Source organism: Canibacter zhoujuaniae (assembly GCF_011752015.1).
GTDB lineage: Bacteria > Actinomycetota > Actinomycetes > Actinomycetales > Microbacteriaceae > Canibacter > Canibacter zhoujuaniae.
This window is the reverse complement of sequence record NZ_JAAIKA010000001.1, coordinates 272,942-297,651: the sequence shown is the minus strand read 5'-3', so window position 1 is coordinate 297,651 and position 24,710 is coordinate 272,942. Positions and strand designations below refer to the sequence as shown.

27 protein-coding genes are annotated in these 24,710 nt (G+C 53.5%); 17 read left to right on the top strand and 10 right to left on the bottom strand.

The window, feature by feature from the left end; genetic code table 11:
- Nucleotides 1-2: 2 nt before the first annotated feature.
- Genes lnt through HCQ99_RS01360 form a run of 6 tightly spaced genes read left to right on the top strand, consistent with a single transcriptional unit; the run spans nucleotide 3 to nucleotide 6,815 of the window.
- A complete protein-coding gene (gene lnt, locus HCQ99_RS01385) occupies nucleotides 3-1,592 on the top strand; it encodes an apolipoprotein N-acyltransferase (protein WP_166984816.1) in 1,590 nt (529 codons plus the stop codon).
- Between the two features lie 34 nt (nucleotides 1,593-1,626).
- Nucleotides 1,627-2,388, top strand: coding sequence for an SDR family oxidoreductase (locus tag HCQ99_RS01380; protein WP_166984814.1), 762 nt, complete (start codon nucleotides 1,627-1,629; stop codon nucleotides 2,386-2,388).
- Nucleotides 2,388-3,926 (top strand): methyltransferase, encoded by a 1,539-nt coding sequence (locus HCQ99_RS01375; RefSeq protein WP_166984812.1) that lies wholly within the window; start codon nucleotides 2,388-2,390, stop codon nucleotides 3,924-3,926. Before HCQ99_RS01380 ends, HCQ99_RS01375 begins: the two co-directional genes overlap by 1 nt.
- A gap of 25 nt (nucleotides 3,927-3,951) precedes the next feature.
- Complete coding sequence (gene hisD, locus HCQ99_RS01370; protein ID WP_166984810.1) at nucleotides 3,952-5,259, top strand: histidinol dehydrogenase; 1,308 nt, start codon at nucleotides 3,952-3,954, stop codon at nucleotides 5,257-5,259.
- Nucleotides 5,259-5,768 (top strand): transcriptional regulator NrdR, encoded by a 510-nt coding sequence (nrdR, locus tag HCQ99_RS01365; protein WP_166984808.1) that lies wholly within the window; start codon nucleotides 5,259-5,261, stop codon nucleotides 5,766-5,768. The genes hisD and nrdR overlap by 1 nt, the downstream gene beginning before the upstream one ends.
- Nucleotides 5,769-5,777: 9 nt before the next feature.
- On the top strand, nucleotides 5,778-6,815 hold the full coding sequence (locus tag HCQ99_RS01360; RefSeq protein ID WP_166984806.1) for a quinone-dependent dihydroorotate dehydrogenase: 1,038 nt from the start codon (nucleotides 5,778-5,780) through the stop codon (nucleotides 6,813-6,815).
- Nucleotides 6,816-6,821: 6 nt separating this feature from the next.
- Here the strand turns inward: HCQ99_RS01360 and HCQ99_RS01355 are convergent, their stop codons facing one another.
- Complete coding sequence (locus tag HCQ99_RS01355; protein WP_166984804.1) at nucleotides 6,822-7,376, bottom strand: DUF3043 domain-containing protein; 555 nt, start codon at nucleotides 7,374-7,376, stop codon at nucleotides 6,822-6,824.
- A 108-nt stretch (nucleotides 7,377-7,484) separates the two neighbouring features.
- Between HCQ99_RS01355 and erpA the strand changes: the two genes are divergently transcribed.
- The 8 genes from erpA (at nucleotide 7,485) to HCQ99_RS06980 (ending at nucleotide 13,701) form a co-directional block, all read left to right on the top strand.
- Nucleotides 7,485-7,829, top strand: coding sequence for an iron-sulfur cluster insertion protein ErpA (erpA, locus tag HCQ99_RS01350; protein ID WP_208317138.1), 345 nt, complete (start codon nucleotides 7,485-7,487; stop codon nucleotides 7,827-7,829).
- Between the two features lie 136 nt (nucleotides 7,830-7,965).
- Nucleotides 7,966-8,829 carry an aa3-type cytochrome oxidase subunit II gene (gene ctaC, locus HCQ99_RS01345; protein WP_166984800.1) on the top strand — a complete coding sequence of 288 codons (864 nt, stop codon included), beginning with the start codon at nucleotides 7,966-7,968 and terminating at the stop codon, nucleotides 8,827-8,829.
- A gap of 20 nt (nucleotides 8,830-8,849) precedes the next feature.
- Nucleotides 8,850-10,490 carry an aa3-type cytochrome oxidase subunit I gene (gene ctaD, locus HCQ99_RS01340; RefSeq protein ID WP_166984798.1) on the top strand — a complete coding sequence of 547 codons (1,641 nt, stop codon included), beginning with the start codon at nucleotides 8,850-8,852 and terminating at the stop codon, nucleotides 10,488-10,490.
- Between the two features lie 14 nt (nucleotides 10,491-10,504).
- The gene (gene ctaF / locus HCQ99_RS01335) at nucleotides 10,505-10,927 is read left to right on the top strand and encodes an aa3-type cytochrome oxidase subunit IV (protein ID WP_166984796.1); all 423 of its coding nucleotides are present in this window, start codon (nucleotides 10,505-10,507) and stop codon (nucleotides 10,925-10,927) included.
- Between the two features lie 9 nt (nucleotides 10,928-10,936).
- The gene (locus HCQ99_RS01330) at nucleotides 10,937-11,380 is read left to right on the top strand and encodes a GNAT family N-acetyltransferase (RefSeq protein WP_166984794.1); all 444 of its coding nucleotides are present in this window, start codon (nucleotides 10,937-10,939) and stop codon (nucleotides 11,378-11,380) included.
- Nucleotides 11,381-11,898: 518 nt separating this feature from the next.
- The gene (locus HCQ99_RS01325) at nucleotides 11,899-12,795 is read left to right on the top strand and encodes a hypothetical protein (protein ID WP_166984792.1); all 897 of its coding nucleotides are present in this window, start codon (nucleotides 11,899-11,901) and stop codon (nucleotides 12,793-12,795) included.
- A 21-nt stretch (nucleotides 12,796-12,816) separates the two neighbouring features.
- Entirely contained in the window at nucleotides 12,817-13,278 is a 462-nt protein-coding gene (locus HCQ99_RS01320) for a Panacea domain-containing protein (RefSeq protein ID WP_166984790.1), read from the top strand.
- Between the two features lie 255 nt (nucleotides 13,279-13,533).
- Nucleotides 13,534-13,701, top strand: coding sequence for a hypothetical protein (locus HCQ99_RS06980; RefSeq protein ID WP_243854758.1), 168 nt, complete (start codon nucleotides 13,534-13,536; stop codon nucleotides 13,699-13,701).
- Between the two features lie 170 nt (nucleotides 13,702-13,871).
- Here the strand turns inward: HCQ99_RS06980 and qcrB are convergent, their stop codons facing one another.
- Genes qcrB through ctaE form a run of 4 tightly spaced genes read right to left on the bottom strand, consistent with a single transcriptional unit; the run spans nucleotide 13,872 to nucleotide 18,045 of the window.
- A complete protein-coding gene (qcrB, locus tag HCQ99_RS01310) occupies nucleotides 13,872-15,479 on the bottom strand; it encodes a cytochrome bc1 complex cytochrome b subunit (RefSeq protein ID WP_166984788.1) in 1,608 nt (535 codons plus the stop codon).
- Nucleotides 15,476-16,549: a cytochrome bc1 complex Rieske iron-sulfur subunit gene (gene qcrA, locus HCQ99_RS01305; RefSeq protein ID WP_166984786.1), complete on the bottom strand. Its 1,074-nt coding sequence runs from the start codon at nucleotides 16,547-16,549 to the stop codon at nucleotides 15,476-15,478. The genes qcrB and qcrA overlap by 4 nt, the downstream gene beginning before the upstream one ends.
- Nucleotides 16,550-16,597: 48 nt before the next feature.
- Complete coding sequence (gene qcrC / locus HCQ99_RS01300) at nucleotides 16,598-17,398, bottom strand: cytochrome bc1 complex diheme cytochrome c subunit (protein WP_166984784.1); 801 nt, start codon at nucleotides 17,396-17,398, stop codon at nucleotides 16,598-16,600.
- A 26-nt stretch (nucleotides 17,399-17,424) separates the two neighbouring features.
- Nucleotides 17,425-18,045, bottom strand: a complete 621-nt coding sequence (gene ctaE, locus HCQ99_RS01295; RefSeq protein ID WP_166984782.1) for an aa3-type cytochrome oxidase subunit III — start codon at nucleotides 18,043-18,045, stop codon at nucleotides 17,425-17,427.
- A gap of 236 nt (nucleotides 18,046-18,281) precedes the next feature.
- Between ctaE and trpD the strand changes: the two genes are divergently transcribed.
- A complete protein-coding gene (trpD, locus tag HCQ99_RS01290; RefSeq protein WP_166984780.1) occupies nucleotides 18,282-19,343 on the top strand; it encodes an anthranilate phosphoribosyltransferase in 1,062 nt (353 codons plus the stop codon).
- A gap of 107 nt (nucleotides 19,344-19,450) precedes the next feature.
- Here the strand turns inward: trpD and HCQ99_RS01285 are convergent, their stop codons facing one another.
- The 3 genes from HCQ99_RS01285 to HCQ99_RS01275 form a co-directional block, all read right to left on the bottom strand.
- Nucleotides 19,451-20,230, bottom strand: coding sequence for a phosphatase PAP2 family protein (locus tag HCQ99_RS01285; RefSeq protein WP_166984778.1), 780 nt, complete (start codon nucleotides 20,228-20,230; stop codon nucleotides 19,451-19,453).
- A gap of 61 nt (nucleotides 20,231-20,291) precedes the next feature.
- Nucleotides 20,292-21,116, bottom strand: a complete 825-nt coding sequence (locus HCQ99_RS01280) for a TrmH family RNA methyltransferase (RefSeq protein ID WP_166984776.1) — start codon at nucleotides 21,114-21,116, stop codon at nucleotides 20,292-20,294.
- Nucleotides 21,116-21,988: an alpha/beta fold hydrolase gene (locus HCQ99_RS01275; RefSeq protein ID WP_166984774.1), complete on the bottom strand. Its 873-nt coding sequence runs from the start codon at nucleotides 21,986-21,988 to the stop codon at nucleotides 21,116-21,118. The genes HCQ99_RS01280 and HCQ99_RS01275 overlap by 1 nt, the downstream gene beginning before the upstream one ends.
- 80 nt (nucleotides 21,989-22,068) lie before the next feature.
- Between HCQ99_RS01275 and HCQ99_RS01270 the strand changes: the two genes are divergently transcribed.
- On the top strand, nucleotides 22,069-22,770 hold the full coding sequence (locus tag HCQ99_RS01270; RefSeq protein ID WP_166984772.1) for an exonuclease domain-containing protein: 702 nt from the start codon (nucleotides 22,069-22,071) through the stop codon (nucleotides 22,768-22,770).
- A 73-nt stretch (nucleotides 22,771-22,843) separates the two neighbouring features.
- Here HCQ99_RS01270 and HCQ99_RS01265 read toward each other — a convergent pair whose 3' ends face one another.
- A complete protein-coding gene (locus HCQ99_RS01265; RefSeq protein ID WP_166984769.1) occupies nucleotides 22,844-23,092 on the bottom strand; it encodes a type B 50S ribosomal protein L31 in 249 nt (82 codons plus the stop codon).
- A gap of 98 nt (nucleotides 23,093-23,190) precedes the next feature.
- Complete coding sequence (locus HCQ99_RS01260; RefSeq protein WP_166984767.1) at nucleotides 23,191-23,979, bottom strand: ABC transporter ATP-binding protein; 789 nt, start codon at nucleotides 23,977-23,979, stop codon at nucleotides 23,191-23,193.
- 76 nt (nucleotides 23,980-24,055) lie between these two features.
- On the opposite strand from HCQ99_RS01260, the gene serB reads away from it, so the two are divergent.
- The gene (serB, locus tag HCQ99_RS01255; RefSeq protein WP_166984765.1) at nucleotides 24,056-24,697 is read left to right on the top strand and encodes a phosphoserine phosphatase SerB; all 642 of its coding nucleotides are present in this window, start codon (nucleotides 24,056-24,058) and stop codon (nucleotides 24,695-24,697) included.
- Nucleotides 24,698-24,710: the final 13 nt, after the last annotated feature.

The window sequence follows — 24,710 nt, the reverse complement described above, 5'->3', positions numbered from 1 at the left end:
CTATGCGCACTGTGCTGCCAGCGGTTATCTGGGCGGCCATCGCTGGTGTCGGTGGTCTGCTGTTAGATCTCTCTCATGAGGGCACTGCGCTTTGGTGGTTAACCCCTGTCGCAATCTGCCTGCTGCTCTTACCGCTGTGGCAAAAATCTATTGGCGCGGTGCTGTTAGGCGGGTTTAGCGGGGCCGCAACTTTCTGGCTTTTGCACATTAACTGGCTGACTCTCTATCTCGGCCCGATTCCGTGGCTTGCGCTAGCCGGCGTTATGGTGCTGTGGCATTTACTCTTTAGTTTTTTTGCCTCCCGTCTTGTGCGTCTCACCTCCGCAATCGGGTTGCAGGCTGCCGGTGTTGCTGGTTTGTGGGTGGCTAAGGAGCTTGTTGAGGGATCCTTCCCCTACGGTGGTTTTTCTTGGGCGCGCATCTACGCAACGCAGGGGAGCAGCCCGCTGTTCGAAGCAGTCAGCTGGTTTGGGGTGGCCGGTTCGGGCTTTATACTCGTTTTCTGTAGTCTGCTACTGGCGCTCGGCCTGCGCGAGTATTACCTCTCCGGTAGACGCAGACGTAAAGCTTTTTTCTCGCTCGGAAGCGCACTCTGCGGCTTCTTGATATTGGCCTTACTCCCAGTATTTCCGCTTTCTAGCACAGGCTCTTTAAATATTGGTGCCGCCCAGGGTAATGCACGCGCTGGTATCTTTCAGGATCGCGAAAGCGGGGATGTGTTTCGAGATCATCTTGCTGCAAGCTACGGCCTCATCGCTGAGATGACTGGTGGCAACTCCGGCACAAAAGATTTTCGTAACAGTGTTTCAGACGGGCTTAAGCCGAAAGACCTCGACCTTTTGGTGTGGCCCGAAAACGCGGCGGAGTTTCAAGCAACCCGTCGCGTCCCTGTGAGAGCGGCTCTGGCTCAGCTCGCCTCTGAAATAGAAGCACCTGTGCTTGTGGGAAGCATTTTGCAGGAAGCCGATGCTGACTTAACTGTCACAAACTCGGCTGTGCTCTTTAACGAAAGAGGCTGGCAGATTGGGCGTTACGACAAGCTGAACCCTGTTCCTTTCGGCGAATATATGCCCAACAGAGAATTTTTTAATCTATTGGTGCCAGATTTAGTGTCTCTTGTGCAACTGGACTATAAACACGGAGATCTGCCGGCTGCTCTCAAGCTGCCAAACAGCCCCAACACAGCACTCGGCGTCGCGATTTGTTTTGACATGGTGTTCGACCGGCACAGCACGGCTATGCTCCAAGAAAAGGCGCAGGTCTTTATCGCGCTCACAAACAACGCTGATTTTGGAGACACGGATGAAAATGCGCAGCAGGTCGCGCTTATGCGGCTCCAGGCTGTTGCTGCCGGCCGTGCAATGGTTAACGTTTCAACAGTTGGCTATAGCGAGATTATCGACAAAGACGGCAGCGTGTTAGCTCACGTTCCTGCGCACACCGCTGGTGGTATGGCGGCGCAGGTGCCGCTATACGACGGGGCAACGCCGGCGATGATTTTCGGCGGGTTGTTTGCTCTCCTTAGTTGTTTGCTGCCCTGCGGTGTCTTCGGTGGGGCACTGTTCAAGAGAATCAAGAAGGCAGTATCGTAAGACTATTAATTATTTATCACTGTCAGGAGGACATATGAACCCGCTTGCACCAGGCAGCCTTAAAGGAAAGCGTGTTTTGGTTACCGGCTCGTCTCGTGGAGTTGGCGCTGACACCGTCAGCTATTTTGCTGAGGCCGGTGCCGATGTCGTGATTAACTACCGCAATAAGGCTGCGCGGGCTGAAAAACTAGCTCAAGAACTCAGTAAATTCGGTGGCAAGGTTATTACCGCTGGCGCCGACCTCACTGATGCTGAATCAGTGGCACAGCTTGCGAACACTATTAAAACTGAGCTTGGCGGTCTCGATATTCTCGTGCTTAATGCCTCTGGTGGCATGGAGCGCGGCATGGCCGAAGACTATGCGATGGTGCTAAACCGCGACTCGCAGGTGCGCATGCTCGAATCAATGCAGCCGCTGCTTGCAGAGGGTGGCCGTGTCGTCTTTGTGACCAGCCATCAGGCGCACTTTATTCGCACCACACCCACCATGCCTGAATATGAGCCGGTCGCGCTCTCAAAGCGTGCCGGTGAAGACGCCCTCCGTGAACGCATTCCGGCGCTCACTAAAGACGGTATCGAGTTTGTTGTTGTGTCGGGTGACATGATTGAAGGAACAATCACCGCAACCCTGCTTGAGCGCGCAAACCCTGGCGCAATCGAGGCGCGTCGCGAGGGGGCGGGCAAACTTTATAACGTTGCTGAATTTGCGGCAGAGGTTGCGGCGGCGGCTGTTGATCCGGTGCCCGCCGACAATACACGCCTTGTTGGTGACACATCTGATTTTAACGCTGCGTAATGTCGGCTGCGCTGACGCTCTCGCCTGCTCAAGTAACCGCACTGCGTGCAGCGCTTGACAGTGCCGACTATACGCTTGACAGTGTGACGGCGCTCCTTGGCGCAGAAGTATTGGAGTCGTTGCGTGCGGGATCTTTTGCCGGTGCGCTGCATCGCTTCGCCAAACTTCCTGCCTCACCACTCAAAACGCTCTGTGCACTGTTCTATCTCGGGGCACCTGTCACTCGTGATGAGCTGCAAACAACCTTCACACAGCTGACCCCGGAGGAGCTCACAGCGGCCGGGGTGCTCCGGGCAAATAACAGTTATTTTTCTGCCGCAGTATCTTTGAACCCGGTAACTATCGCTGACGGGCACAACCGCGAGTCGGGCGCCTACAGCTGGTGGTTATTCAGCGATTTAGACGATCATCTGCGCAAAGAGGCTGTTTCCGATGACCATGTTATGGGCGTTGGTGGCGCAACTCGATCCCTCATTTCACAGCTTCCACCCCTTAAAGTTGCCACCGCCGCAGATATTGGAACCGGGTGCGGGGTTGTCGCTTTCCACTTAGCAAAACGCGCTGCAAAGGTTGTTGCAACGGATCTTTCTTCACGTACGCTCAACTTTGCGCAGGTAAACGCACAGTTGAATGAGATAGTAAATATCGAGTTTCGTGCGGGGGATCTTTTTGCGCCGCTCGGGGCAGAGCGCTTCGACCTGCTGGCGAGCAATCCACCGTTTGTTATCAACCCCGCAGGGGAGAGCGCGCTCAGCTATCGCAGCACGCAAGAACCGGGAGATGCTCTGGTTGCACGCTTCACCAAGCAGCTTCCGGGTTATCTGAATAATGAGGGGCGAGCGGTTGCCCTCTTGAGTTGGGAAAACTACTGGGGTAAGAATTTTGCGGATCGCCCAACCGCTTGGCTTGAGCAGAGTGTTAAGCAGTTCGGGTCTGCATGGGTTATTGAGAGGGATCGCGTTAACCCACTTGCTTACGCAAAAATGTGGGCGCGCGATGGCGGTGTGCAGCTTGGCACAGCAGCCAGTGAAAAGCTGCAGCGCTCTTACCTTGACGACTTTGAAAAACGCGAAGTATCGACAGTTAGTTTTGGCTCCTTACATCTGCAAAACGGAGGTCAGAAACCCGTTCTGCATGTTGCAGAAGTGCGCTCACCCTACGGGGATCCGCAGAAATTGGGGAGCGCTATTGATGCAGCGTTTCGCACCGGTTCTCGCATTACAGGCTTAAGTGATTCAGAAATCCTCGAAAGTCGTCTGATGCTCGCCGCCGGTGTGAAAGAGCAGCGTTTACACAAGCCGGGGGAGGCAGATCCGCAAGAAATCTGGTTTGCGGCAACGCTGCCTTTTCTACAGCAGTATCCAGCGGGCACAGCAACCGCAGCAATGCTTGGAGCGAGCGACGGGGAGCTGAGTGTGGGGCAGATTGCTGGCGCGCTTGCCGATATTTTTGAGGTAGAGCCCGAAGCTTTAGCAACTGAGCTTTGCACGGTTGTGCGTGAGCTCGCCTACACCGGTCTTTTTACTGTCGCGCCTTAATTTTGCGCGGTAGAATTAGCTAATTATGCGATTTATAGATCTGACCGGAAAAACCGGTGATAAGCAGCGACTGCTCAACAGCGTACCACGTGCTGCACTGGGTGCAACTGAAGCGCAAGAGCAGGTTACTGCTTTGATAAATGCTGTGCGTCTCGAGGGTGAAAAAGCCCTGCGTGAACAGGCGGAACGGTTTGACGGTGTTGCAGGTCACGCTCTTAGAGTGCCTGAAAGTGAAATTACCGCTGCGCTTGACTCGCTCGATCCGGCACTACGGGATGCTTTAAAGACGATGGTGGAGCGCGTGCACGCTGCTTCTCTCGCGCAGATTCCTGCTGCACAAACAGTAAACTTTGGCACTGGAGCTGAGGTGTCGCTGCGGTGGCAGCCGGTTTCGCGTGTCGGCCTCTATGTGCCGGGCGGAAAAGCAGTCTATCCGTCTAGCGTCATAATGAATGCGGTGCCCGCGAAGGCCGCGAAGGTTGAGTCACTGGTTATCTGCTCACCTGTGCAGCCAGAAAACGGTTCTGTGCACCCGACAATCCTGGCGGCGGCGGCGCTCTGCGGTGTCGATGAGGTTTACGCTATTGGCGGCGCCGGTGCAATTGCGGCGATGGCGTATGGTGTGCCTGACATCGGCCTGGAGTCTGTCGATGTTATCACCGGCCCCGGAAACATCTTTGTTGCGGCGGCAAAACGCGCTGTTAACGGCGTTGTGGGGATCGACTCTGAGGCGGGCACAACTGAAATTATGGTGCTCGCAGACAGCACATCAGAGGCGCGTTTTGTGGCGGCTGATCTGCTCAGCCAGGCAGAGCATGACGAAGCTGCTGCTTCGGTGCTGGTGACCGACTCTCAAGAGTTTGCTGCAGCCTGTGCAGCCGAGCTGCAGCAGCAGTTGGCGATAACCGAGCATCGAGAGCGGGCCACCCGCGCTCTCGAAGGGCCGCAGTCCGGAGTGATACTGGTGCGCGACCGACAAGAGATGATCGCAGTAGCAGACGCTTATGCGGCAGAGCATCTCTCGATCCAAACCGCAGATGCTGAGGCACTTGCTTCTGAAATCAGCAACGCCGGCGCAATTTTCATCGGGCCTTACGCTCCTGTGTCTTTGGGTGACTACATGGCCGGCTCCAACCATGTTTTACCGACCGGCGGCACAGCACGCTTTAATTCTGGGCTTGGCGCACACACATTTCTGCGCCCGCAACAGGTAATTAACTACTCTAAAGCAGGGTTGCAGCACGTTCTCGATCCGCTGTTGACCATGTCTGACGCAGAGGGCTTGCCCGCCCACGGAGCAGCCGCAGCCGTTCGCTTTGGAGGCACCAGCTAATGAACTGCCCGTTTTGCCGCAACCCTGATTCGCGTGTGATAGACACCCGCACAACTGACGAGGGCACCCTAATCAGACGCCGGCGCGAGTGTCCAAACTGCGGGAAGCGGTTTACAACTTCAGAAACAGCTGCGCTCACAGTGTTAAAACGTGGGGGAGCGGTTGTGCCTTTTTTGCGCTCTAAAGTGATTGAAGGTGTTAAAAAGGCCTGTCAGGGGCGCCCGGTAACTGAAGCTGAGCTGTCACTTTTAGCGCAGCAGGTTGAAGACAATCTGCGTGCAACCGGTGCAGCGCAGGTTGAAGCAAAAGAGGTTGGGCTTGCGATCCTGCCTTTTCTCCGCAAACTCGATCAGATCGCCTACCTACGCTTTGCGAGCGTCTATGAAAACTTTGAAAGTTTAAGCGATTTTGAGTCTGCAATCGCTGGTCTACGGGCTGAAGAGGCTGCAGAGGGCGTTCAGAGCAGCAACAGTCATACAGAGGATCAACTGACCGAAAATAACAGTTAGAGTCGCACTATGTATCAGTTCATTTTTAATAATTTCTTCCGCCGCATTGACGCTGAAACAGCTCACAAACTGGTTTCTGGTGTGCTGAAAGCACTGCCGCCGTTTGCGCCTGTTTTGCGGCGTTTTACACAGCCGCATCCCGCACTGCGCGTGCGTGCTCTCGGAACTGTTTTTCCGTCACCGTTCGGCTTAGCCGCAGGCTTTGATAAAAACGCTGAAGAGATTATTGGTCTTGGAGCTTTGGGCTTCGGGCATGTTGAGGTGGGCACCCTCACCAAGCACCCACAGGAGGGCAACGAAAAACCGCGGCTATTCCGTCTGGTCGAAGATCGTGCGCTGATAAACAGGATGGGTTTTAACAACGGCGGGGCGGCGGCCGCTGCGCCACGGATTGCGAAAGCTCGACGCAATAAGCACCGTCCGGTAATTGGCGTCAATATTGGTAAGAGCCGCATCACGCCGGTTGCAGATGCGGTTGCTGACTATGTCGACTCAACACAACGGCTTAAGCATCTTGCAGATTACATCGCGGTTAATGTGTCATCACCAAACACTCCGGGGCTGCGCGGCCTGCAGGAGGAGAGCATGCTGCGTCCGCTACTCGAAGCAGTGCACGCCGCTGCAGAATCGGTTCCGGTGCTTGTCAAAATTGCGCCGGATCTAGATGACGAGCAGATTGACGGGATCGTTGCGCTTGCGGCCGAAATTGGGCTCGCCGGAATCATCACCCACAACACAACTATCGCGCGCACCGGCCTAAAGACATCAGATGCAGAGATAGAGCGTATCGGCGCGGGTGGCCTGTCTGGCAAACCCCTTGCGGATCGTTCTCTCGAAGTGCTCAAACGTGTGCGCAAAGCCGCACCGGAAAATGATTTTGTCATTATTTCGGTCGGCGGTGTCACAACCGCAGACGATGTAATTGCGCGTCTTAATGCGGGCGCAGATTTGGTGCAAGGATACACCGCATTTATCTACGAGGGCCCGCGCTGGGCCGCAAAAATTAACCGAGAGCTGTATAAGCGCGGCTGGCGCGGTAACGTCTAATTTAGGTTAGCGCGGGAAGTGACCGCGCTTTACCTGTGGCTTAGGCAGTCGCATGATACGCATTTGCATCGCACGGCTGATTGCGTACCAGCGGTAGCCGCGCTTTAGATTTTCGGCGCCAAATTTCTTGGTTAGGGCGCGCTTTATTTGGATACTCAAGAAAATAGCGTCAACAATAAAGAACGCAATCATGATCCAGAGCGCAAGAATTCCGTATGTTGCGATGTTAGTGGGGAAGAAAGTTAGCACAAGCACTACCAGCATGAACGGTAGTAACAGCTCACCAACCGTCCACCGCGCATCAACATAGTCACGAACGAATTTACGCTGCGGGCCTTTATCGCGCGGAGTGAGGTAGCGTTCGTCACCAGCGGCAACACCCGCACGCACCTTTTCACGCTCAAGGCTGACCGCTTCACGTCTAGCAGCACGAGCAGCTTTCGAGCGATCGCCAACAAGGGGGCGTGCCTTCAGAGCTTGAGCCTGTTTGCGCGTTGGGGTGGGGCGGCCCTTCCCCTGCTGTTTCTTTGCGTTTTCTGGCTTCGGTTCTGCGGCGTTCAAAACACGCTCCTTTGGCTTAGCTATTTTCAGACTTGCTGACTAAAACAGTTTATATAAAAGGACGCTAAATGAGTGCGCTAAATGCGCTCGCTGCGTAGAATTAACACCATGAGTGGCAATACATTAGGGCATCAGGTTGCGCTGACTGACGCAGCCCGCGAGAAGGTTTCCAGCTTGCTTGCGCAAGAGGGCCGTGAAGATCTGCGCTTGCGCATCGCCGTGCAGCCGGGCGGTTGTTCCGGTCTTATTTACCAGCTTTATTTTGATGAACGCCTGCTTGAAGACGACGCAATCGTAGACTACGACGGCGTTGAGGTGATTGTCGATAAAATGTCGGCCCCTTATTTAAACGGCGCAACAATTAGTTTTGAAGACACAATTGAGAAACAGGGCTTCACAATTGACAATCCAAACGCCCAGGGATCATGCGCCTGCGGCGACAGTTTTAGTTAAAAAACTCCCTAGATAAACATTAAACACGCCAATACGGGTAAACTTGTCCTGAAAATCCCCTGAAAGGCGGTAAGCTATCAGGGAGTAATCAGGTTTGAAGAATCTTTCAGCTTGTTCACATCTTGAAAGGTAAGCAGTGCGTTCTACACGTCTTAAGAAATGGGCAGCGGGTGCTGCGGTAGCCAGTGCGGGCATTCTCCTTGCTGGTTGTACACCGAACCAGACCCGGGGCTTCCTTCCTGAAGGATCAGAGGGAGCGACAAATCACACCGACAGCATTATCGGTCTCTGGACCACCTCATGGATCGTGCTGCTTGTTGTTGGTGTCATTGCGTGGTCGCTCGTGATTTGGGCTACCATTGCTTATCGCCGTCGCAAGGGTGAGACCGGTGTGCCTGTGCAGCTGCGCTACAACATGCCGATCGAAACACTCTTCACTGTGATCCCGGTGATTCTGATCATTGGCTTCTTTGCTTTTACCGCAAAAACCCAGTCTGCAATTGAAGAGCCTATTGCAAACCCAGATAACCGCATCGAGGTTATCGGTAAGCGCTGGGCTTGGGATTTCAACTACACCGATGAGAATGTTCACTTCTCCGGTGTGCAGGTGCAGACCGATCAGAACGGCTCACCAACTGCTGACACGATGCCGACTCTCTACCTGCCGGTAAATAAGAGCACCGAGGTAAAGCTCGAGTCGCGCGACGTGATCCACTCATTCTGGGTTGTTGAGTATCTCTACAAGAAGGACATGATTCCTGGTAAGACCAACTACATGTACTTCACTCCAACTAAGACCGGTACATTTGTTGGTAAGTGTGCAGAGCTCTGTGGTGAATATCACTCAAACATGCTTTTCCAGGTGAAGGTGGTCGAGCAGGACGAGTACGATGCATACATCGCGAGCCTTGCAGCGAATCCTGAGAATCAGGGTCTGCTCAGTGTCGACTACAACCCTAATCAGAACCTGCCCGGCACCAGCGCTCCTGAGGGCCACTAGGCATAAGAGGAAATACTGAAATGAAAAAAGGTAACGTAATCGTTTCGTGGTTGACGTCAACAGACCACAAAACAATCGGGTACATGTACCTGATTAGCTCCTTCGTGTACTTCCTAGTCGGCGGCCTGATGGCTCTGGTTATTCGTGCACAGCTGTGGGCACCGGGGCTCGAGGTTGTCGCCACACGTGAACAGTTCAACCAGCTGTTCACCATGCACGGCACAATCATGCTTCTGATGTTTGCAACACCACTGTTTGCAGGCTTCGCAAATGTGCTGCTGCCACTGCAGATCGGCGCACCTGATGTGGCTTTCCCGCGTCTTAACGCTTTCGCGTTCTGGCTCTACACCTTTGGTTCACTGATCGCTGTTGGTGGTTTCTTCACCCCGCAGGGTGCGGCCTCATTCGGTTGGTTTGCCTACGCACCGCTCTCAAGCGAAACCTTCTCACCTGGTATCGGTGGAAACCTGTGGGTGCTGGGCCTCGGCATCGGTGGTTTCGGCACCATTATGGGTGGTGTTAACTTCATCACCACTATCCTGACAATGCGTGCTCCTGGCATGACGATGTGGCGCATGTCGGTGTTCACATGGAACACCCTCATCACCTCAATCTTGATCCTTCTGATCTTCCCTGTGCTTGCCGCAGCTATGTTGGCACTCGCCTCAGACCGCATCTTCGGTTCGCACGTTTACGACGCAGCAACAGGCGGCGCAATTCTCTGGCAGCACCTGTTCTGGTTCTTCGGGCACCCAGAGGTTTACGTTATCGCGCTGCCATTCTTCGGCATCGTGTCTGAGATTTTCCCAACCTTTAGCCGCAAGCCTATCTTCGGTTACAAGACACTTATTTACGCAACAATCTCAATCTCTGCTCTGTCTATGACCGTGTGGGCGCACCACATGTTCGTAACCGGTTCGGTATTGCTGCCGTTCTTCGCGCTGATGACAATGCTTATTGCGGTGCCAACCGGTGTGAAGATCTTCAACTGGATCGGCACCATGTGGCGGGGTAGCATCACCTTCGAGACCCCAATGCTCTACGCTCTCGGGTTCTTGGTAACCTTCATCTTCGGTGGTCTCACCGGTGTTATCCTTGCCTCACCGGCACTCGACTTCCACCTGTCAGACTCATACTTCGTGGTTGCGCACTTCCACTACGTGATTTTCGGCACCGTGGTGTTCGCAATGTTCGCAGGGTTCTACTTCTGGTGGCCAAAGTTTACCGGTAAGCGTTTGAATGAGCGCCTCGGCAAGATTCAGTTCTGGATCCTGTTCATCGGCTTCCACGCTACGTTCCTCGTGCAGCACTGGATTGGTGTTAAGGTTCTGCCACGTCGTTACTACAGCTACCTGCCAGAGGACGGCGTCACCTGGATGAACCAGCTGTCAACTGTCGGATCAGTTTTGATCGCAGTTTCGATGCTGCCATTCCTGCTCAACGTTTACATCACCTGGCGCAATGGTAAGAAGGTCGAAGTTGACGACCCATGGGGTTACGGGCGTTCACTCGAGTGGGCAACAAGCTGCCCTCCACCACGTCACAACTTCAACTCAATCCCACGTATCCGCAGCGAGTCTCCTGCTTTCGACCTGCACCACCCAGAAGTGAGCGGGGTAGAGCAGCCTGCTCCACGACCAGCTGTCACAGCATCACACTAAGAGGTAGGTAAACAATGAAATCGAACATCGTAATTTATTCGGTGCTTGCCGTCTACTTCTTCGTGATTGCAACCCTGTACACCGTGTGGCATATGATCGCCTACAACGGTGAGGTTGAGTGGGCTGGTAGCCTCGCAGTTGCCGGCTCAGGGTTCCTCGCGCTGTTCTACGTTGGCTACCTGACCCTCAACTACCGCAAGCAGGGCGGTCAGCTTCTTGAGGATCAGGCTGAGGCAGATATCGATGACGCAGATCCTGAGATCGGCGAATTCAGCCCTTGGAGCTGGTGGCCGCTGCTTCTCGCATTCGGTATCGCGGTTGTTACTCTCGGTCTGTGCATTAACGGCTACTGGCTCGCATTCTACGGCGGCCCTATTGCACTGCTCGGCGTTGTCGGTCTTATCTTCGAATACTACAGAGGTAACTTCGCGCGCTAAGATGTCAGTATGACTATCACTATTCGCAGAGGCCAGTCTGAAGATGCTAAACAGCTCTTCGGGCTGGCCTCGCAGTATGTAACAGGCCGTGAACCAATCACCATTGACGAATTCACGGTGGCGCTTGATAATGTGCTGCGTTATCGTGAACAAGAAACCAACGTTCTTTTTGTGGCGGAGTATGAAGGCAGGGTTGCCGGATACTCCCTGATGACCGTCTCCCGACTGCTGCACGCACCGGGCCTCACAGCGCATCTGCAGGAGTTAATTGTTGATGAATCTGTGCGCGGTCACGGCATCGGAGATCGCCTTGTAGCGGCTAATGAGCACTACTGTATGGGTCGTGGCGTGCGTCAGCTGTCTGCAATGACTTCGCACATCGGGCGCTTCTACAATCACCGCGGGTTTGAGCCTATCGGGCAGCACTACCGTAAAATTCTGGAGCTCGGCTAAACGCACCACCCTTAAGGCGGGCATCTTCCACAGCATGCCTCAGTGTCTTCGCATGCCATCCAGCACGCAGCATGCTAGCGAGCCCAGCAGCAGCTGTCTCGAGTGAGGTAGGGCTGCCTCTTTGCAGCCCTATAAATACTCTGCACGCTGCCTGATGTCTCAGAGACTTTATGCCACGCCGGATCAAATGCGCGCAAACTACGATTTAGCCGCTTGATTGATTCATATTCAAGATTAGAGAGAAGAATCTTGTGACCTTTTAACCGCCCAGTGTTCCTGCCCGCTTGGGTACCCCTGTCCGGTGACGAGAGGTGGATGGTTGAGACCTTTTACCTAGGTGAAGACACCATGCAAACCGATGCCATCATTGCGATCTGCGACCGGCTTCGCGTTGAGCGCTCCATGGCCTACAAGCGTAGAGCTAAGGCGCTAGAGCATCTGTCCGCCCTTCTCTATGGACGCTAGATCTCTCTTGGGGCAGTCTCCTTCGCCGCATACCTTCGGGGTAGAATGGAGGTATGCGGCGAAGGAAAGGCCCTAAGTCATCGGTAGAAGAATGGTCAGATTTCAAGGGCAAATCTGATCTGTTGCGTTACGCCGTATATTGCGTTCAGGTAATAGCGATCATTTTTGGTGCACTCGGTACACTCTTAGTGGACGTGGCTGCAGTATTCACTTCACGATCGGTACTCGGATTAATCCTGATCACCATTTCTGCTATAACAGCTGTGGGTTTTCAAGTGTGGGTTGATGGACGCACAAGAGAACTCGAGAAACGCCGCAATAAGCACATCACCAACTTCAATGATCACCTTGACGGCATCATTACGCCTCTTTTAAATCTCGCATCCTCCGATGGGGGCATGAAGACTGCAGAAATTTTTACGGATGCAGTTCTAGCTGCAGGTGTTCACTTGTTTCCCGAGGATGGCCTGAGACTGTGCTTGTACCGGCTTGAAGACATCAGCGATGTGCCTCCAGGTGAAAACCTGGAAGGATCGGATCACTACTTGCAACTTATCGGATCCCGTGGTCGACTTGATGTGCCACGCAGGTACTTTATTCCGGGTGAAAAAGCGAGTAACCACGCGATTGAAATTGCACTTGGTCACTCAAGTAGGCCGTTTTCGCTAGTTCCAGAAGATGATGATCGTTTCTCTCGTTACGAAGGCTCGGTCTGGTGCTCGTACATGGAGTTTCCCCTAATCGGTAAGCATCGAAATCTCGGTGCCTTGATGGTGGATTCTCGTGAACGCGTGCTGTGGACACAGGAACATCAAGCGATCGGCCAAACGGTTGCGACGTTGCTCTCACACGGCCTTGACTTGCTGCCAAGTGCTGCCCGTGATGTTGTCCCTGAGTTAACTTCGCTCCAGGGTGTCGAAGGCATCTTGCCGAGCGGCTGGGTAAGCTGAAAGAACGAAGGGAGGACGACCATGGCTGATATTTTCGATGTCTCTAAGGAGATTCTTAAACACTATTCCTATGGTATCTCCACTCGCAAGCTCCAGAAGCTTGCTTATTTCTCTCAAGGATGGGTGCTAGCCTTGACTGGAAAGCCTCTTTTTGAGGAGGACTTCGAAGCGTGGCAGTTTGGCCCTGTGTCTCGCTCCTTGTATTGCCGCCATCGTGGCGCGTACAGCATTACTGACTCTGATCTTCCGCTTGGAGACGCCACCAATCTTAACCGCACGGAATCTGTCATAGTCGGAGCTGTTCTTCGGAACTATGGCTCACTCTCTGGTGACGAGTTGAGTGATATGACACATGCAGTTGGGACACCTTGGCAGCGGATTCGACAGGAGAAGGGGGTACAAGTTGGTAAGGGGTCCAGCGAAATTATCCCTAAAGACCTCATTCAGGCTTACTTCCGTAATATTCTCCGTGTTGAGAGTTAGGTGGACAAAACACGAACGCATTTGCGCTTGCAGGTCGTCTACACTGTAAGCAGTTGAAAATATGTCGAAATCCCCCGCAGTCACTATAGTTCGGGGGATTCAGTATCCCCGGCAGCGTGGGAGGTGATGGATCATGCCGCCTCGACCTGCTATTCCGTGCCGGTGGCTTGGCTGCCAAGCTCTCACCGACACCCGCTACTGCCCTGAACACGTGAAGAGAGGCCGACCGGAACTATCGCCGGTATGAGCGTGACCATGAGATCAACAAACTCTACAGCAGCCTGGCGAAAGATCCGTACCGCCTATGTCGTCCGCCATCTGCTCTGCGAATGCTGCGATGTCAATGGACGTTTGACGCCCCTGTCTCACGGTGGCACCCATGATGAAGACAACCTGATGTCGCTGCTCAACCCGCGCCACTAACGCCAAACTGCGAAAGATGGTGACCGGTGGCGAAACACGGGGGAGTGGTGTGAATCTCTGGAGCCTCTTTCTGTACGTGTAAAATCAGATCTTCGCACCTGATATACGGCATAAGTTATATAAAAGAAAAGGGGGTGTGAGATAACTCACACCCCCGAAATCTTTACCTATTAGTGGTGATCGTGCTTAGCAGCTTCGATCTCACCCTTAGTTGGTGGGACGATACGATCCTCGAAGAAGAACCGGCTAATAGCAGCACGCACACGACGCCCAAACGGAATCTTGCCGTTTGCGTCAGGACGCAGCACCAGCGGTGCGTAGTCGTGGTAGCTGACAAGCTCCCAGCGCTCTGCGTCAGAAACAGGCTCGTGCACCTCAGTGAACTTACCGCCCGGCAGACGCACGATGCGTGCAGATTCGTAACCGTGCAGCGCGATGCTACGGTCTTTCTTCTGCAAACCGAGGCAGATGCGCTTGGTGACAACGAAGGCGAGAATAGGGCCAACAATCAGTGACACCTGGAGCATGTGAATCATAAACTCCAGAGACTGCTGGAAGTGAGTCGCCATCAGGTCGGAGCTAGCACCAGCCCACAGCACAGCGTAGAAGGTAACACCGGCTGCACCGATTGCGGTACGGGTAGGTGCGTTGCGTGGACGGTCAAGGAGGTGGTGCTCGCGCTTATCACCGGTAACCCAAGCTTCAATAAATGGGTAGAGAGCCACAATTATGAAGAAGATACCGATAACGATAAGCGGTGCAAGCATGTTGAATGACCAGGTGTAACCGAACCATTCAGCTTCCCAGCCCGGTGGCACAAGACGTAGCGCACCGTCAGCGAATCCGATGTACCAGTCAGGCTGGGTACCAGCGGAAACCGGTGAAGGATCGTATGGGCCGTAGTTCCAGATCGGGTTGATGCTAAAGGTTGCAGAGATTAGCACCAAAACACCAAACACGATGAAGAAGAAGCCACCAGCTTTAGCTGCGTAAACAGGCAGCACTGGGAACCCTACAACGTTTTCCTGAGTGCGGCCGGCACCAGGGAACTGGGTGTGCTTGTGAATTACCACGAAGGTAAGGTGCAGTGCAATGAACAGAATCACCAGAGCAGGCAGCACCATAATGTGCAGCATGTAGAGGCGACCAATGATATCCATGCCCGGGAATTCGCCACCAAAAAAGAGGTAGCTGAGCCAGGTACCAACAACCGGAATTGCCTTCATAATGCCGTCAATAATGCGCAGACCGTTACCTGACAGCACATCGTCAGGGAGTGAGTAGCCTGTGAAGCCCTCAGCCATTGCAAGCACAAAGAGCACGAAGCCTACCACCCAGTTAAGCTCACGAGGCTTGCGGAATGCGCCGGTGAAGAATATACGCAGCATGTGCAGACCAATAGATGCTACGAACATTAGAGCGGCCCAGTGGTGGAGCTGTCGCACCAACAAACCACCGCGCACTGAGAAGCTGATATCGAGGGTCGACGCCATAGCGGCAGACATCTCAATACCCTTCATCGGTGCAAAGGGACCATCCCAGTGTGTCTCAACCATTGATGCCTGGAAGAAGAGCGTCAGGAATGTACCTGAAAGCAAGATTACAACGAAGCTGTAAAGCGCAACCTCACCGAGCAGGAAAGACCAGTGATCTGGGAATACCTTGCGGCCGAACTCCTTAACGGCGACGCCAACCTTGGTGCGCTCATCAAGATAGTTTGCTGCTTTTGCTGTAAAGCTGGTCTGGCCAGCCTTTTTTTCGAGAGTTACGTTACTCACTTCAGACGCTCCCAGTAGCTAGGGCCAACAGGTTCTTGGAAGTCACTCTGCGCGATGAGGTAACCCTCGTCGTCAACAGTGATAGGAAGCTGTGGCAGTGGACGCTTTGCAGGACCAAACACAACCTTTGCCTGATCAGAAACATCAAACTGTGACTGGTGGCACGGGCAGAGGAGGTGGTGGGTGTGCTGTTCGTAGAGTGCAACAGGGCAACCGACGTGGGTGCAAACCTTTGAGTAGGCGACGATACCGTCGTATGACCAAGACTTGCGATCTTCAGGCTCTTTTAATTCGTCCTTGTTGAGGCGCATAAGCAGCACGATTGCTTTTGCCTTCTCGTCAAGCGGGTGCTCTGCTTCGTACAGATTCTCTGGAATTACATGGAAAGCAGAACCAATGGTTACCTCTGATGCCTTGATTGGAACACCGCTCGGGTCGCGAGCCAAACGCACACCCTTGTCCCACATTGTGTGCTTCAAGAGATCGATCGGATCATACTCCTGTGGCGCCAAGCTGCGCAGCAGGGTAATACCGGGCAGCGGGAAAGCGATTAGAGCACCAATCAGGCTGTTGCGCACCAGGGTGCGGCGGCTGAAACCAGACTCTTCATCTGCGAGTGCAAAAATCTCAGCAGCGGTTTTGCGATCTTCCTCGTTAGTGGCTACCGGATGGCGGTAGTCGATCGATTCACCGTCATGCATTAAGGCCTTGCCCCAGTGCACAGCACCAATACCAATGCCGAGCAGACCGAGTGCCATACCCAAACCAACGAACAGGGTGTGCAGACGTATGTCAAACAGTTCACCTGATTCGATTGGGAAGAACATGTAGGCGAGAACTGCACCGAGGCTACCTGCAATTGAGAGGTAGAACAGTGAGAACACAATGCGCTCAGCTCGCTTAGCCTTCTTAGGGTCGAGATCGGTCACGCGCTTACGATGCGCTGGCAGACCAGGGTTCTCTACCGCGTCAGAGGAAATCACCGCGGTGCCACCATCTTGCGGGTAGGCATCGTGGCTCTGGCTGGCGACAACGGCGCCGTTAATGCCGTCTTTCGCTTCCTTTGCCAATTTAGCTCCTAATTATTTCGGTTAAAAGATTTTTCCAACAGGGGAGAGTTAGTTTGACTTAGAGGTCACCCACACAGTGAGTGCGACAAGCCCGCCAAGCCCAATCACCCAGATAAACAGACCTTCGGCTACAGGGCCGAGAGAGCCGAGCTTGAAGCCACCAACAGAAGTCTCGTTTTCGATGTACTTGAGGTAGCTGATGATGTCAGCTTTATCTTCAGCGGTCAGGTTTGCATCTGAGAACACCGGCATGTTTTGTGGGCCGGTTGCCATTGCCTCGTAAATGTGAGCAGCGTCAACACCCATCAGGCTTGGTGCAAACTTGCCCTGTGTCAGAGCACCACCGGCTGCAGCAACGTTGTGGCACATTGCGCAGTTAATGCGGAACAGTTCGCTACCGCGCGCTGCATCGCCGTCTGCCTGCAGGAATCGTGAGTCTGGAATCTCAGGCCCTGGAGCGAGTGACGCGATGTAAGCAGCCATCTGCAGTGTCTGTTCTTCTGTGAACTGCTTTGGCTTCACCATGCCCTGCGGACCCTGGAAGGCCAGTGGCATACGGCCGGTGCCAACCTGGAAGTGCACAGAAGCAGCGCCAACACCGATAAGTGACGGGCCGTCGTTTGGAGTGCCCTCAGCGTTCATGCCGTGGCATGTGCCGCAGTTTGCAGCAAACAGTTTGCGGCCCTCTTCAATAGTGCTAGCAGAGGTCATATCAACTTCAGCGGTTGCTGATACCTGGTTAATTCCAGCGTATGCGCCACCGGTGATGATTAGACCGATACCGAGAAGTGCCAACGTGGCAAGCGGATGCCGACGTCCTGTTTTCTTAAGCTTTTTTGACTTTGCCATAATCTATATCCCGATCTAAACTGCGCTTACTTAGCGATGTAGATGATCCAGAAGAGGATGATCCAAACGATGTCAACGAAGTGCCAGTAGTAAGAAACTACGACTGCGCTAGTTGCTTCTTTGTGGGTGAAGTTCTTTACTGCGTAAATACGGCCGATTACCAGCAGGAATGCAATAAGACCCAAAGAAACGTGGAGACCGTGGAACCCGGTGGTCAGATAGAAAGCAGCGCCGTATGCGTTGCTAGAAAGTGTCACACCGTGGGAAACAAATGTTGCATACTCAAACACCTGACCGGCAACGAAGATCGCGCCCATGAAGTAGGTCAGGTAGAACCATTCGACGGTGCCCCAGCGGCTGATCTGCAGCGGGCCGCCAAGACGGTATGGCTGGCTGCGCTCTGCCGCCCACACACCCATCTGGCAGGTGATAGACGATGCCACCAGGATCAGCGTGTTAATGAGCGCGAAAATGAAATTGTGCTTCGCTGTTTCTGCCGCCCACTGTTCAGGGGCCATAGCGCGTAGAGAGAAGTAAATTGCAAAAAGACCAGCGAAGAACATAACTTCACTGCCGAGCCAGATAATCGTGCCAGTGGCGACGATATTAGGCCGCTTCACTGCCTGCACGGCTGATTTGGTAGCCATCTTGTAACTTTTCACCTTTTCATATTGGTCGCTGCTGTTCCCGCAAGCCAAAGCAAGCGCTCACAACCGCAACTAAACGGTCTCTGCCATCTTACCTGAATAAATGCCGTGAGTGCAGCGCATTTGCAGGTGGTTTTAATGAAACATTTCAGATTTTGCGTAAAGCGACCCCGTTTAGCGGTGCAGAACTCCTAGAAGTACACCATTAATTAGCGGGTTTTCTGTAAAATTTAGGCATGTCAAACACCGTTGAATCATGGCCAAACATTCTCGAAACACTCCTCGCGGGGCGCGAGCTTGGCGTGTCGCAGGCCGAGTGGGTAATGTCCCAGTTCGTGACGGGGGAGGCGACTCCAGCACAGATCGGCGGCACTCTCGTAGCTCTGCGAAGTAAGGGCGTGACAGCTAGTGAGCTGCTTGGATTCAGCGACGCAGCTCTTGCGCACGCGACACAAACAAAGCTCGGCAGTGACGCTGTAGATATTGTGGGCACCGGTGGTGACAAGGTTGGCACTGTCAATATTTCAACAAGCGCTGCAATGGTTATAGCTGCGGCGGGCGTCCCGGTTATCAAACACGGAGCTAGGGGAGTATCGAGCAAATCGGGCGCGTCAGATGTGCTGGCAGCACTCGGCGGCAGCCACGGCTTAAGCGCCCAGGCGCAGCTTAGTGTTTTTAAAACAGCAAACATCGCCTTCTTAAATGCACCCAATATGCACCCAGGTTTTGCGCACGTTGCGCCTGTGCGCAAAGAGTTAGGGATCCCAACCGTATTTAACTACTTAGGGCCGCTCTGCAACCCGGCAAAACCGATCGCATCTGCGATTGGTGTAGCAAATGCAGAACTTGCACCAAAAATAGCTGAGGTGTTTGCGCTGCGAAAGCAAACGGCTTTGGTGTTCCACGGCGGTGACGGGCTCGATGAACTAACGACAACAACCACCTCGACTGTTTATCAAGTTGCGGGGGGCAAAATTACATCTCTCGAGTTTGATCCGCAAAATGTTGGCATCGGGCGTGCAACAATTGCAGAGCTTCAAGGTGGGGATCCAGCAGAAAATGCACAAATCATGCGAGACACCTTCAACGGCGCGCAGGGCCCTGTGCGAGAAATAGTTGCACTCAATGCAGCTGCGGGGCTAACAGCGTATGAGCTTGCAACAGATGAAAATCTGGGCAGCGCTGATTTCAACGAGCGTATAGCAAGGAATTTGCAGCGAGCCTATGAGGCAATTGATTCAGGCGCCGCACTCAGCACAGTTGACGCTTGGGTGAAAGCAACTCAGGAAAACGATTAAGCGCTCTAAGTCGGTAATCTGCCGCGTCACCGCGAGGGGAGTTGATTTCACTCGCGGTGATAAGCGAACAGCTCCTCAGAATACTTAAACTGACATAATATGTATTATCAACGTAATAGCAGAGTGGCGCGATTAGCAACCCAGATGCAGGCTGCAATTACCGCCGTGTATGCGCCGACCATGATTGCCGCGTCGCTTCTTGTAAAGGCGGCAAAAATTAAAAAGATCAGCGCAACCAATGTGGCAAGGCCAAATAATACGCGCAACAGAAAACGCACCAAGGAGCCAAGCAGCGCAATTTTATTGTCGCCGTGCGCAATTATTAAGCTCCAGAGCGCGTAGCTTCCGATTGTGAGCGCCAGCGCGCCAACCATGTCACTCGGACGATGCCATCCGGCGGTCATCACCTGCAGCGCAACTATGCTCAGACCAAAACCAACTAAAGCTGACATAAAACCACGAATCGCGGCCGGCACAGCAAATATCAGCGCTATCCCGAGCACCGCAATAGCCGTCATATGCCCGCTTGGAAAGGAATTGTGCGTCAGCGCCGCGTCTATTAACACCGGCCTGTCTAGCAGCACATTCTTTAACAGCTGTGACCCAAACAGTGCTGTGAGTGACGCCAGCAGCACCACCAGCGCACGGCGGATACTCCACACCGCTAGTGTGAGCACAACAAGCACACCAAGGCTTAGAAAAACCGATAAGGGTGACACCATATTTATCGGAAAACCGGGATCGGTCTTGTAGTTAGCCGTTTCTAGCACACTCGCCTCGGCCAACTGTCCGGTTCTTGTGAGCACGCCAACATAGTAAGCTGCAAACCCCGCAACACCCGCGATCAACAGGGTGAACGAAGCGGCTAAACGTGACCTGTTAAGCATATTCGTCAAAATCCTATTGCCTTTCGTTGTTGCTGGCGTCGCCCTTACCAAACTAGCCGGATTAGCTTTGATTTAACTGCGACACTGCGCGCAACGACCACAAGCTAAGGCTGGCGGCGTGTGCGACATTGAGTGAATCAACACCGTTTTGCATCGGAATTTTGACAAGCACATCAGAGGCTCCAAGGGCCTTTCTAGATAGACCCGGCCCCTCAGAGCCGAGTAAAAACGCCACTTTCTCAGGCGGATTACTTGCAAACTCCAGAAGATCCACTGCGTTTTCTCTTAGTGCGAGACCGGCGAGCGTAAATCCCATCTTCCGCAGCAGCGGACCCGCCTCCTCCCACCGTGGCAGATGCGCCCATGCGACGTTAAACACGCTCCCCATACTCACTTTTATTGCGCGTCGATAGAGCGGATCCGCACACCCCTCTGTTAGTAATACTGCGTCTGCGCCGAGACCTGCAGCAGCTCGAAATATCGCCCCCACATTTGCATGGTCTACAAGCTGATCCAGCACAACCACAGTCTTTGCATTTTGCAACAGCGGTGTGATCTCAGCAGGTCTGGGGCGATTAAACGTTGCCAATGCTCCCCTGTGCACGTTATAACCGGTAACAGCGGCAAGCTGCTCGCTCGTTCCAAGCACTATCGGAACTTTAGGATACTGCTTTATTAGAGGGGTTAAAGTATCTAGATGTTTTTCCTGCAGCAGCGCAGCGCGCGGTGTCAGCCCAGCCTGCAGCGCACGATTAATAATCTTTTCTGATTCAGCGACAAACACACCGTGCGCGACCTCTGATTTAGAGCGCAACTGCACTTCGGTGAGGTGCACAAAATCTGCAAGCACCGCCTGCGGCGCATCTTCCCATGTCAGAATCGTCATTATTTCAGACTCTGTATGAATTTAATCGCAAGCTGCGCGGCCTCCAGAGGTGCTTCGTAGTGCACCAGGTGCCCGACTCCCCCAACAATATGAATTTGCGCTTTTGGCAGTTTATTAGCCAAGGCTAGCTGCTCAGGCAGTGCAGTAATATCATCTTTTTCACCGACGATGAGCTGTATTGGGAGCGCAGTAGCGCCAAGCTCTTCTCCAACGGTGGTGCTAACGCTCGCTTGAAAGGCTTCAAGCAGCGAGTTTGTGTCGGCGAAATTACTGAAATAAAGGCTGTGCTGCCGGTGTATCCAACCGCGCAGTTGCCGGTCGCGAGTTTTTGCCATAATTTCGCTCATACCGCGCACAATGATGCCATTGCTCAAAAGTTTGTGCGCAATTTTCTGCGGTAGCACAGCTCCAGCCCTGTAATAGGCGATAGCGAGCTTGGTTGCTAGGGCGCGCGGCCCTTCAAGCGCCGGCGCCGAAATCGGGTTAATGAGGGTCAGCGACAGTGGCTGCAACCCCCCACCAACAGCTGCAGCAGAGACCAGTGTGCCAAACGAATGGGCAATTATGTGTGCGCCAGCGGGCGCCACAGCGTGACAGAACTGCTGCAACCAAGCGGCAAACCCAGCTATATCATGGGTGGCGTTCATAGTTGGAGTCTGACCGAACCCGGGCAGATCAGGAACAATAATGCGGTATTCACTCGCCTGTGAGCCGAGTGTTTTGAGTATTCCGTCGACTATCAAATTAAGGCCGTGGTGATCACCGCGGAAACCGTGCACAAGCACTATTGGCACCCCAGTATCAGGGCCGGTTACCCAGGCCGCAGTGGCGCCAGCCCCTGCCATCGGCACATACAAAACTTCAGTTTCCATAACCCTCTCAGTCTAGTAAGTGCGGCTTAGAGCTTTTAAGAGCGAGATAAAGTCATACACCCCCGCGTTACCATAAGTACATGTCACAAAAAGACCTAACAGCGTTTAAAAATTTCATTGCATTCGATACTGAGACAACCGGAATAGACACTGCCGCATCGCGAATTGTGAGCGCCTCAGCAACTGTTTTTGCAGCGGGCGAGGCGCAAACTACCTACGATTGGCTTATCAATCCAGGAGTTCCAATCCCGGAGCAGGCATCCAGGGTGCACGGCATAACAACTGAAATTGCCGAGCGTGACGGGCAGCACCCGGCTGAGGCAATCACAGAGATTGTGGCGCTCCTAAACTCACACGCTGATAAGGGGTATGCGATTCTGGCTTACAATGCGCCGTTTGATCTATCGATCCTTAAAAGCGAAACAAAACGCTACGGCCTTTTACCAGTCAAAGAAAACAGCACAGTTTTTGATCCGCTCGTGCTCGATAAACACTTTTGGAAGTATCGCAAAGGCAAACGCACACTCGAGGTCACCTGCGAGCACTACGGGATTACACTCAGTGCAGCTCACACAGCAGATGCTGATGCGCTCGCGGCGGGCCTGCTGATGCTGGCGATGCTGGAGAAGTTCGGTGACGCAGACGACTTCCCTAAAACACCAGCTGAACTCCATACCGCACAGGTGCGGTGGGCTGTAGAGCAGGCAGCCGATTTTGAGGCCTACCTGCACCGCATAGGCAAAACCGACGCAGTCATATCAGGCACTTGGCCGGTTAAATAAAAAGGTGCGGCGCTCAAACTCTTTGAGCGCCGCACCTGCAACAGCAGCAATAAACTGCTGTCAGCAAAAAGACTTACTGCCCGAAGCCAGCAAAACGCTGGTTGAACTTCTCAACACGACCTGCAGAGTCAAGAATGCGCTGCTTACCGGTGTAGAACGGGTGTGATGCGCTTGAGATTTCAACGTCGATAACCGGGTAGGTTTCACCGTCGAGCTCAATGGTCTTGTCGCTGGTGAGGGTTGAGCGAGTCAAAAAGGTTTCACCTGAAGCCAGATCGCGAAATACGATTGCTTCGTAGCTAGGGTGAGTTTCTTTCTTCATGATGATCCTTCTAAAGTTTGAGTTTGCGCGTGTTTACGCGAAAGTCTAAATAGCGAAGCTAATCGCACCAATAGATTAATATAGCATTTAAATTCGAGTTATGCTGCAGCAACAGCGAAATAACGGTCTGATTCGCTGCTAATTTTTAGCTCAACCCCGAATGCGGCTGACAGATTTTCTGAAGTGAGCACCTCAGAAATAGCTCCCTGCGCCTTGGGCTTGCCGTCTCGACCCAAGAGCAGCATGTGTGTGAAGCCCGGCGGGATCTCTTCCACGTGATGCGTCACCATAATCATGGCTGGGCTGTCGGGCGACTTTGCAAACCCGGAGAGCATCTGCAACAGCTGCTCACGCCCGCCCAGATCAATATTTGCGGCAGGTTCATCGAGCAACAGCAGCTCTGGATCGGTCATTACGGCGCGCGCGAGCATGACACGTTTGCGCTCACCGTCACTGAGGGTGCCGAAAGTGCGCTCTGCGAGATCGGTCAGGTGCCACTCAGCGAGCACACGGTGTGCCCGCTTTTCATCAAGCTCGTCATACTGTTCATGCCAACGGCCAGCCACGCTGTAGGCCGCAGTCAAAACAACATTAAAAACGGTCTCGTCTAGCGGAATGCGTCGCTCGTGTGCGCGGGTCACGATACCGATAGCTGTGCGCAGCTCAAAAATATCTACCCGCCCCAAGCGCTCCCCAAGCACATCTACTGTGCCTGAGGTTGGGTAGTCGCTCACACCGGCAATCTTCAGCATCGTAGATTTACCCGCACCGTTTGGACCGAGAATCACCCACCGCTGTGAGCTGTCTACCGTCCAATTAATACCGTTCAGAATCGCCCGGCCACCGCGCACGTAACGGACGTCGTCAAAATTAATGACTTTAACCATGCAATTTAGCCTACTCTGGCATTCTTAAAGAACCGTGCGGCACGCCTTAGCGTTGAACGCAAATACAATGTTAGATATGAACAAAAACGCGCCACTGGTAGTGCTCGACTGTGATTCAACCTCGATCCGCGAAGAGGTGATTGAGATTATCGCCAAGACCGCGGGATCTTATGAGGAAGTAAAAACTATCACCGATGCCGCAATGCGCGGTGAGTACGATTTTGCTGAAAGCCTGAAAGCGCGTGTCGCAACCCTTAAAGGTGTGCCAGAAAGTGTTTTCGAGCAGACCGCAAAACAGCTTAATTTCAACCCCGGTTTTACCGAGCTTGTCGAAGCAGTGCACGCGCGTAACGGGCATATTGCTGTTGTCTCTGGCGGGTTTCTAGAGGTGCTTGATCTCGTTATGCCAGCGCAAAAGGTCGACGTCTGGCATGCGAATCGGCTGACGGTTGCAGACGGCAAACTCACCGGCACTGTCAGCGGGGAGATTGTGACCGCAGCAACTAAGGCTGACTACCTGAAAAAATGGGCGGCAGAGTTTGGCACTCCCCTGTCTCACACCATTGCGGTTGGTGACGGCGCCAACGATATTGAAATGATGCGGATCGCGGCAATTAGCGTCGGCTATCAAGCAAAACCAGCTGTGCGCGAGGTCGCCGACTACTGTTTCGACGACACTCTCGCACACATTATTCCGCTGCTTGATCGCCTCGGCTAACCGCACAGCTACT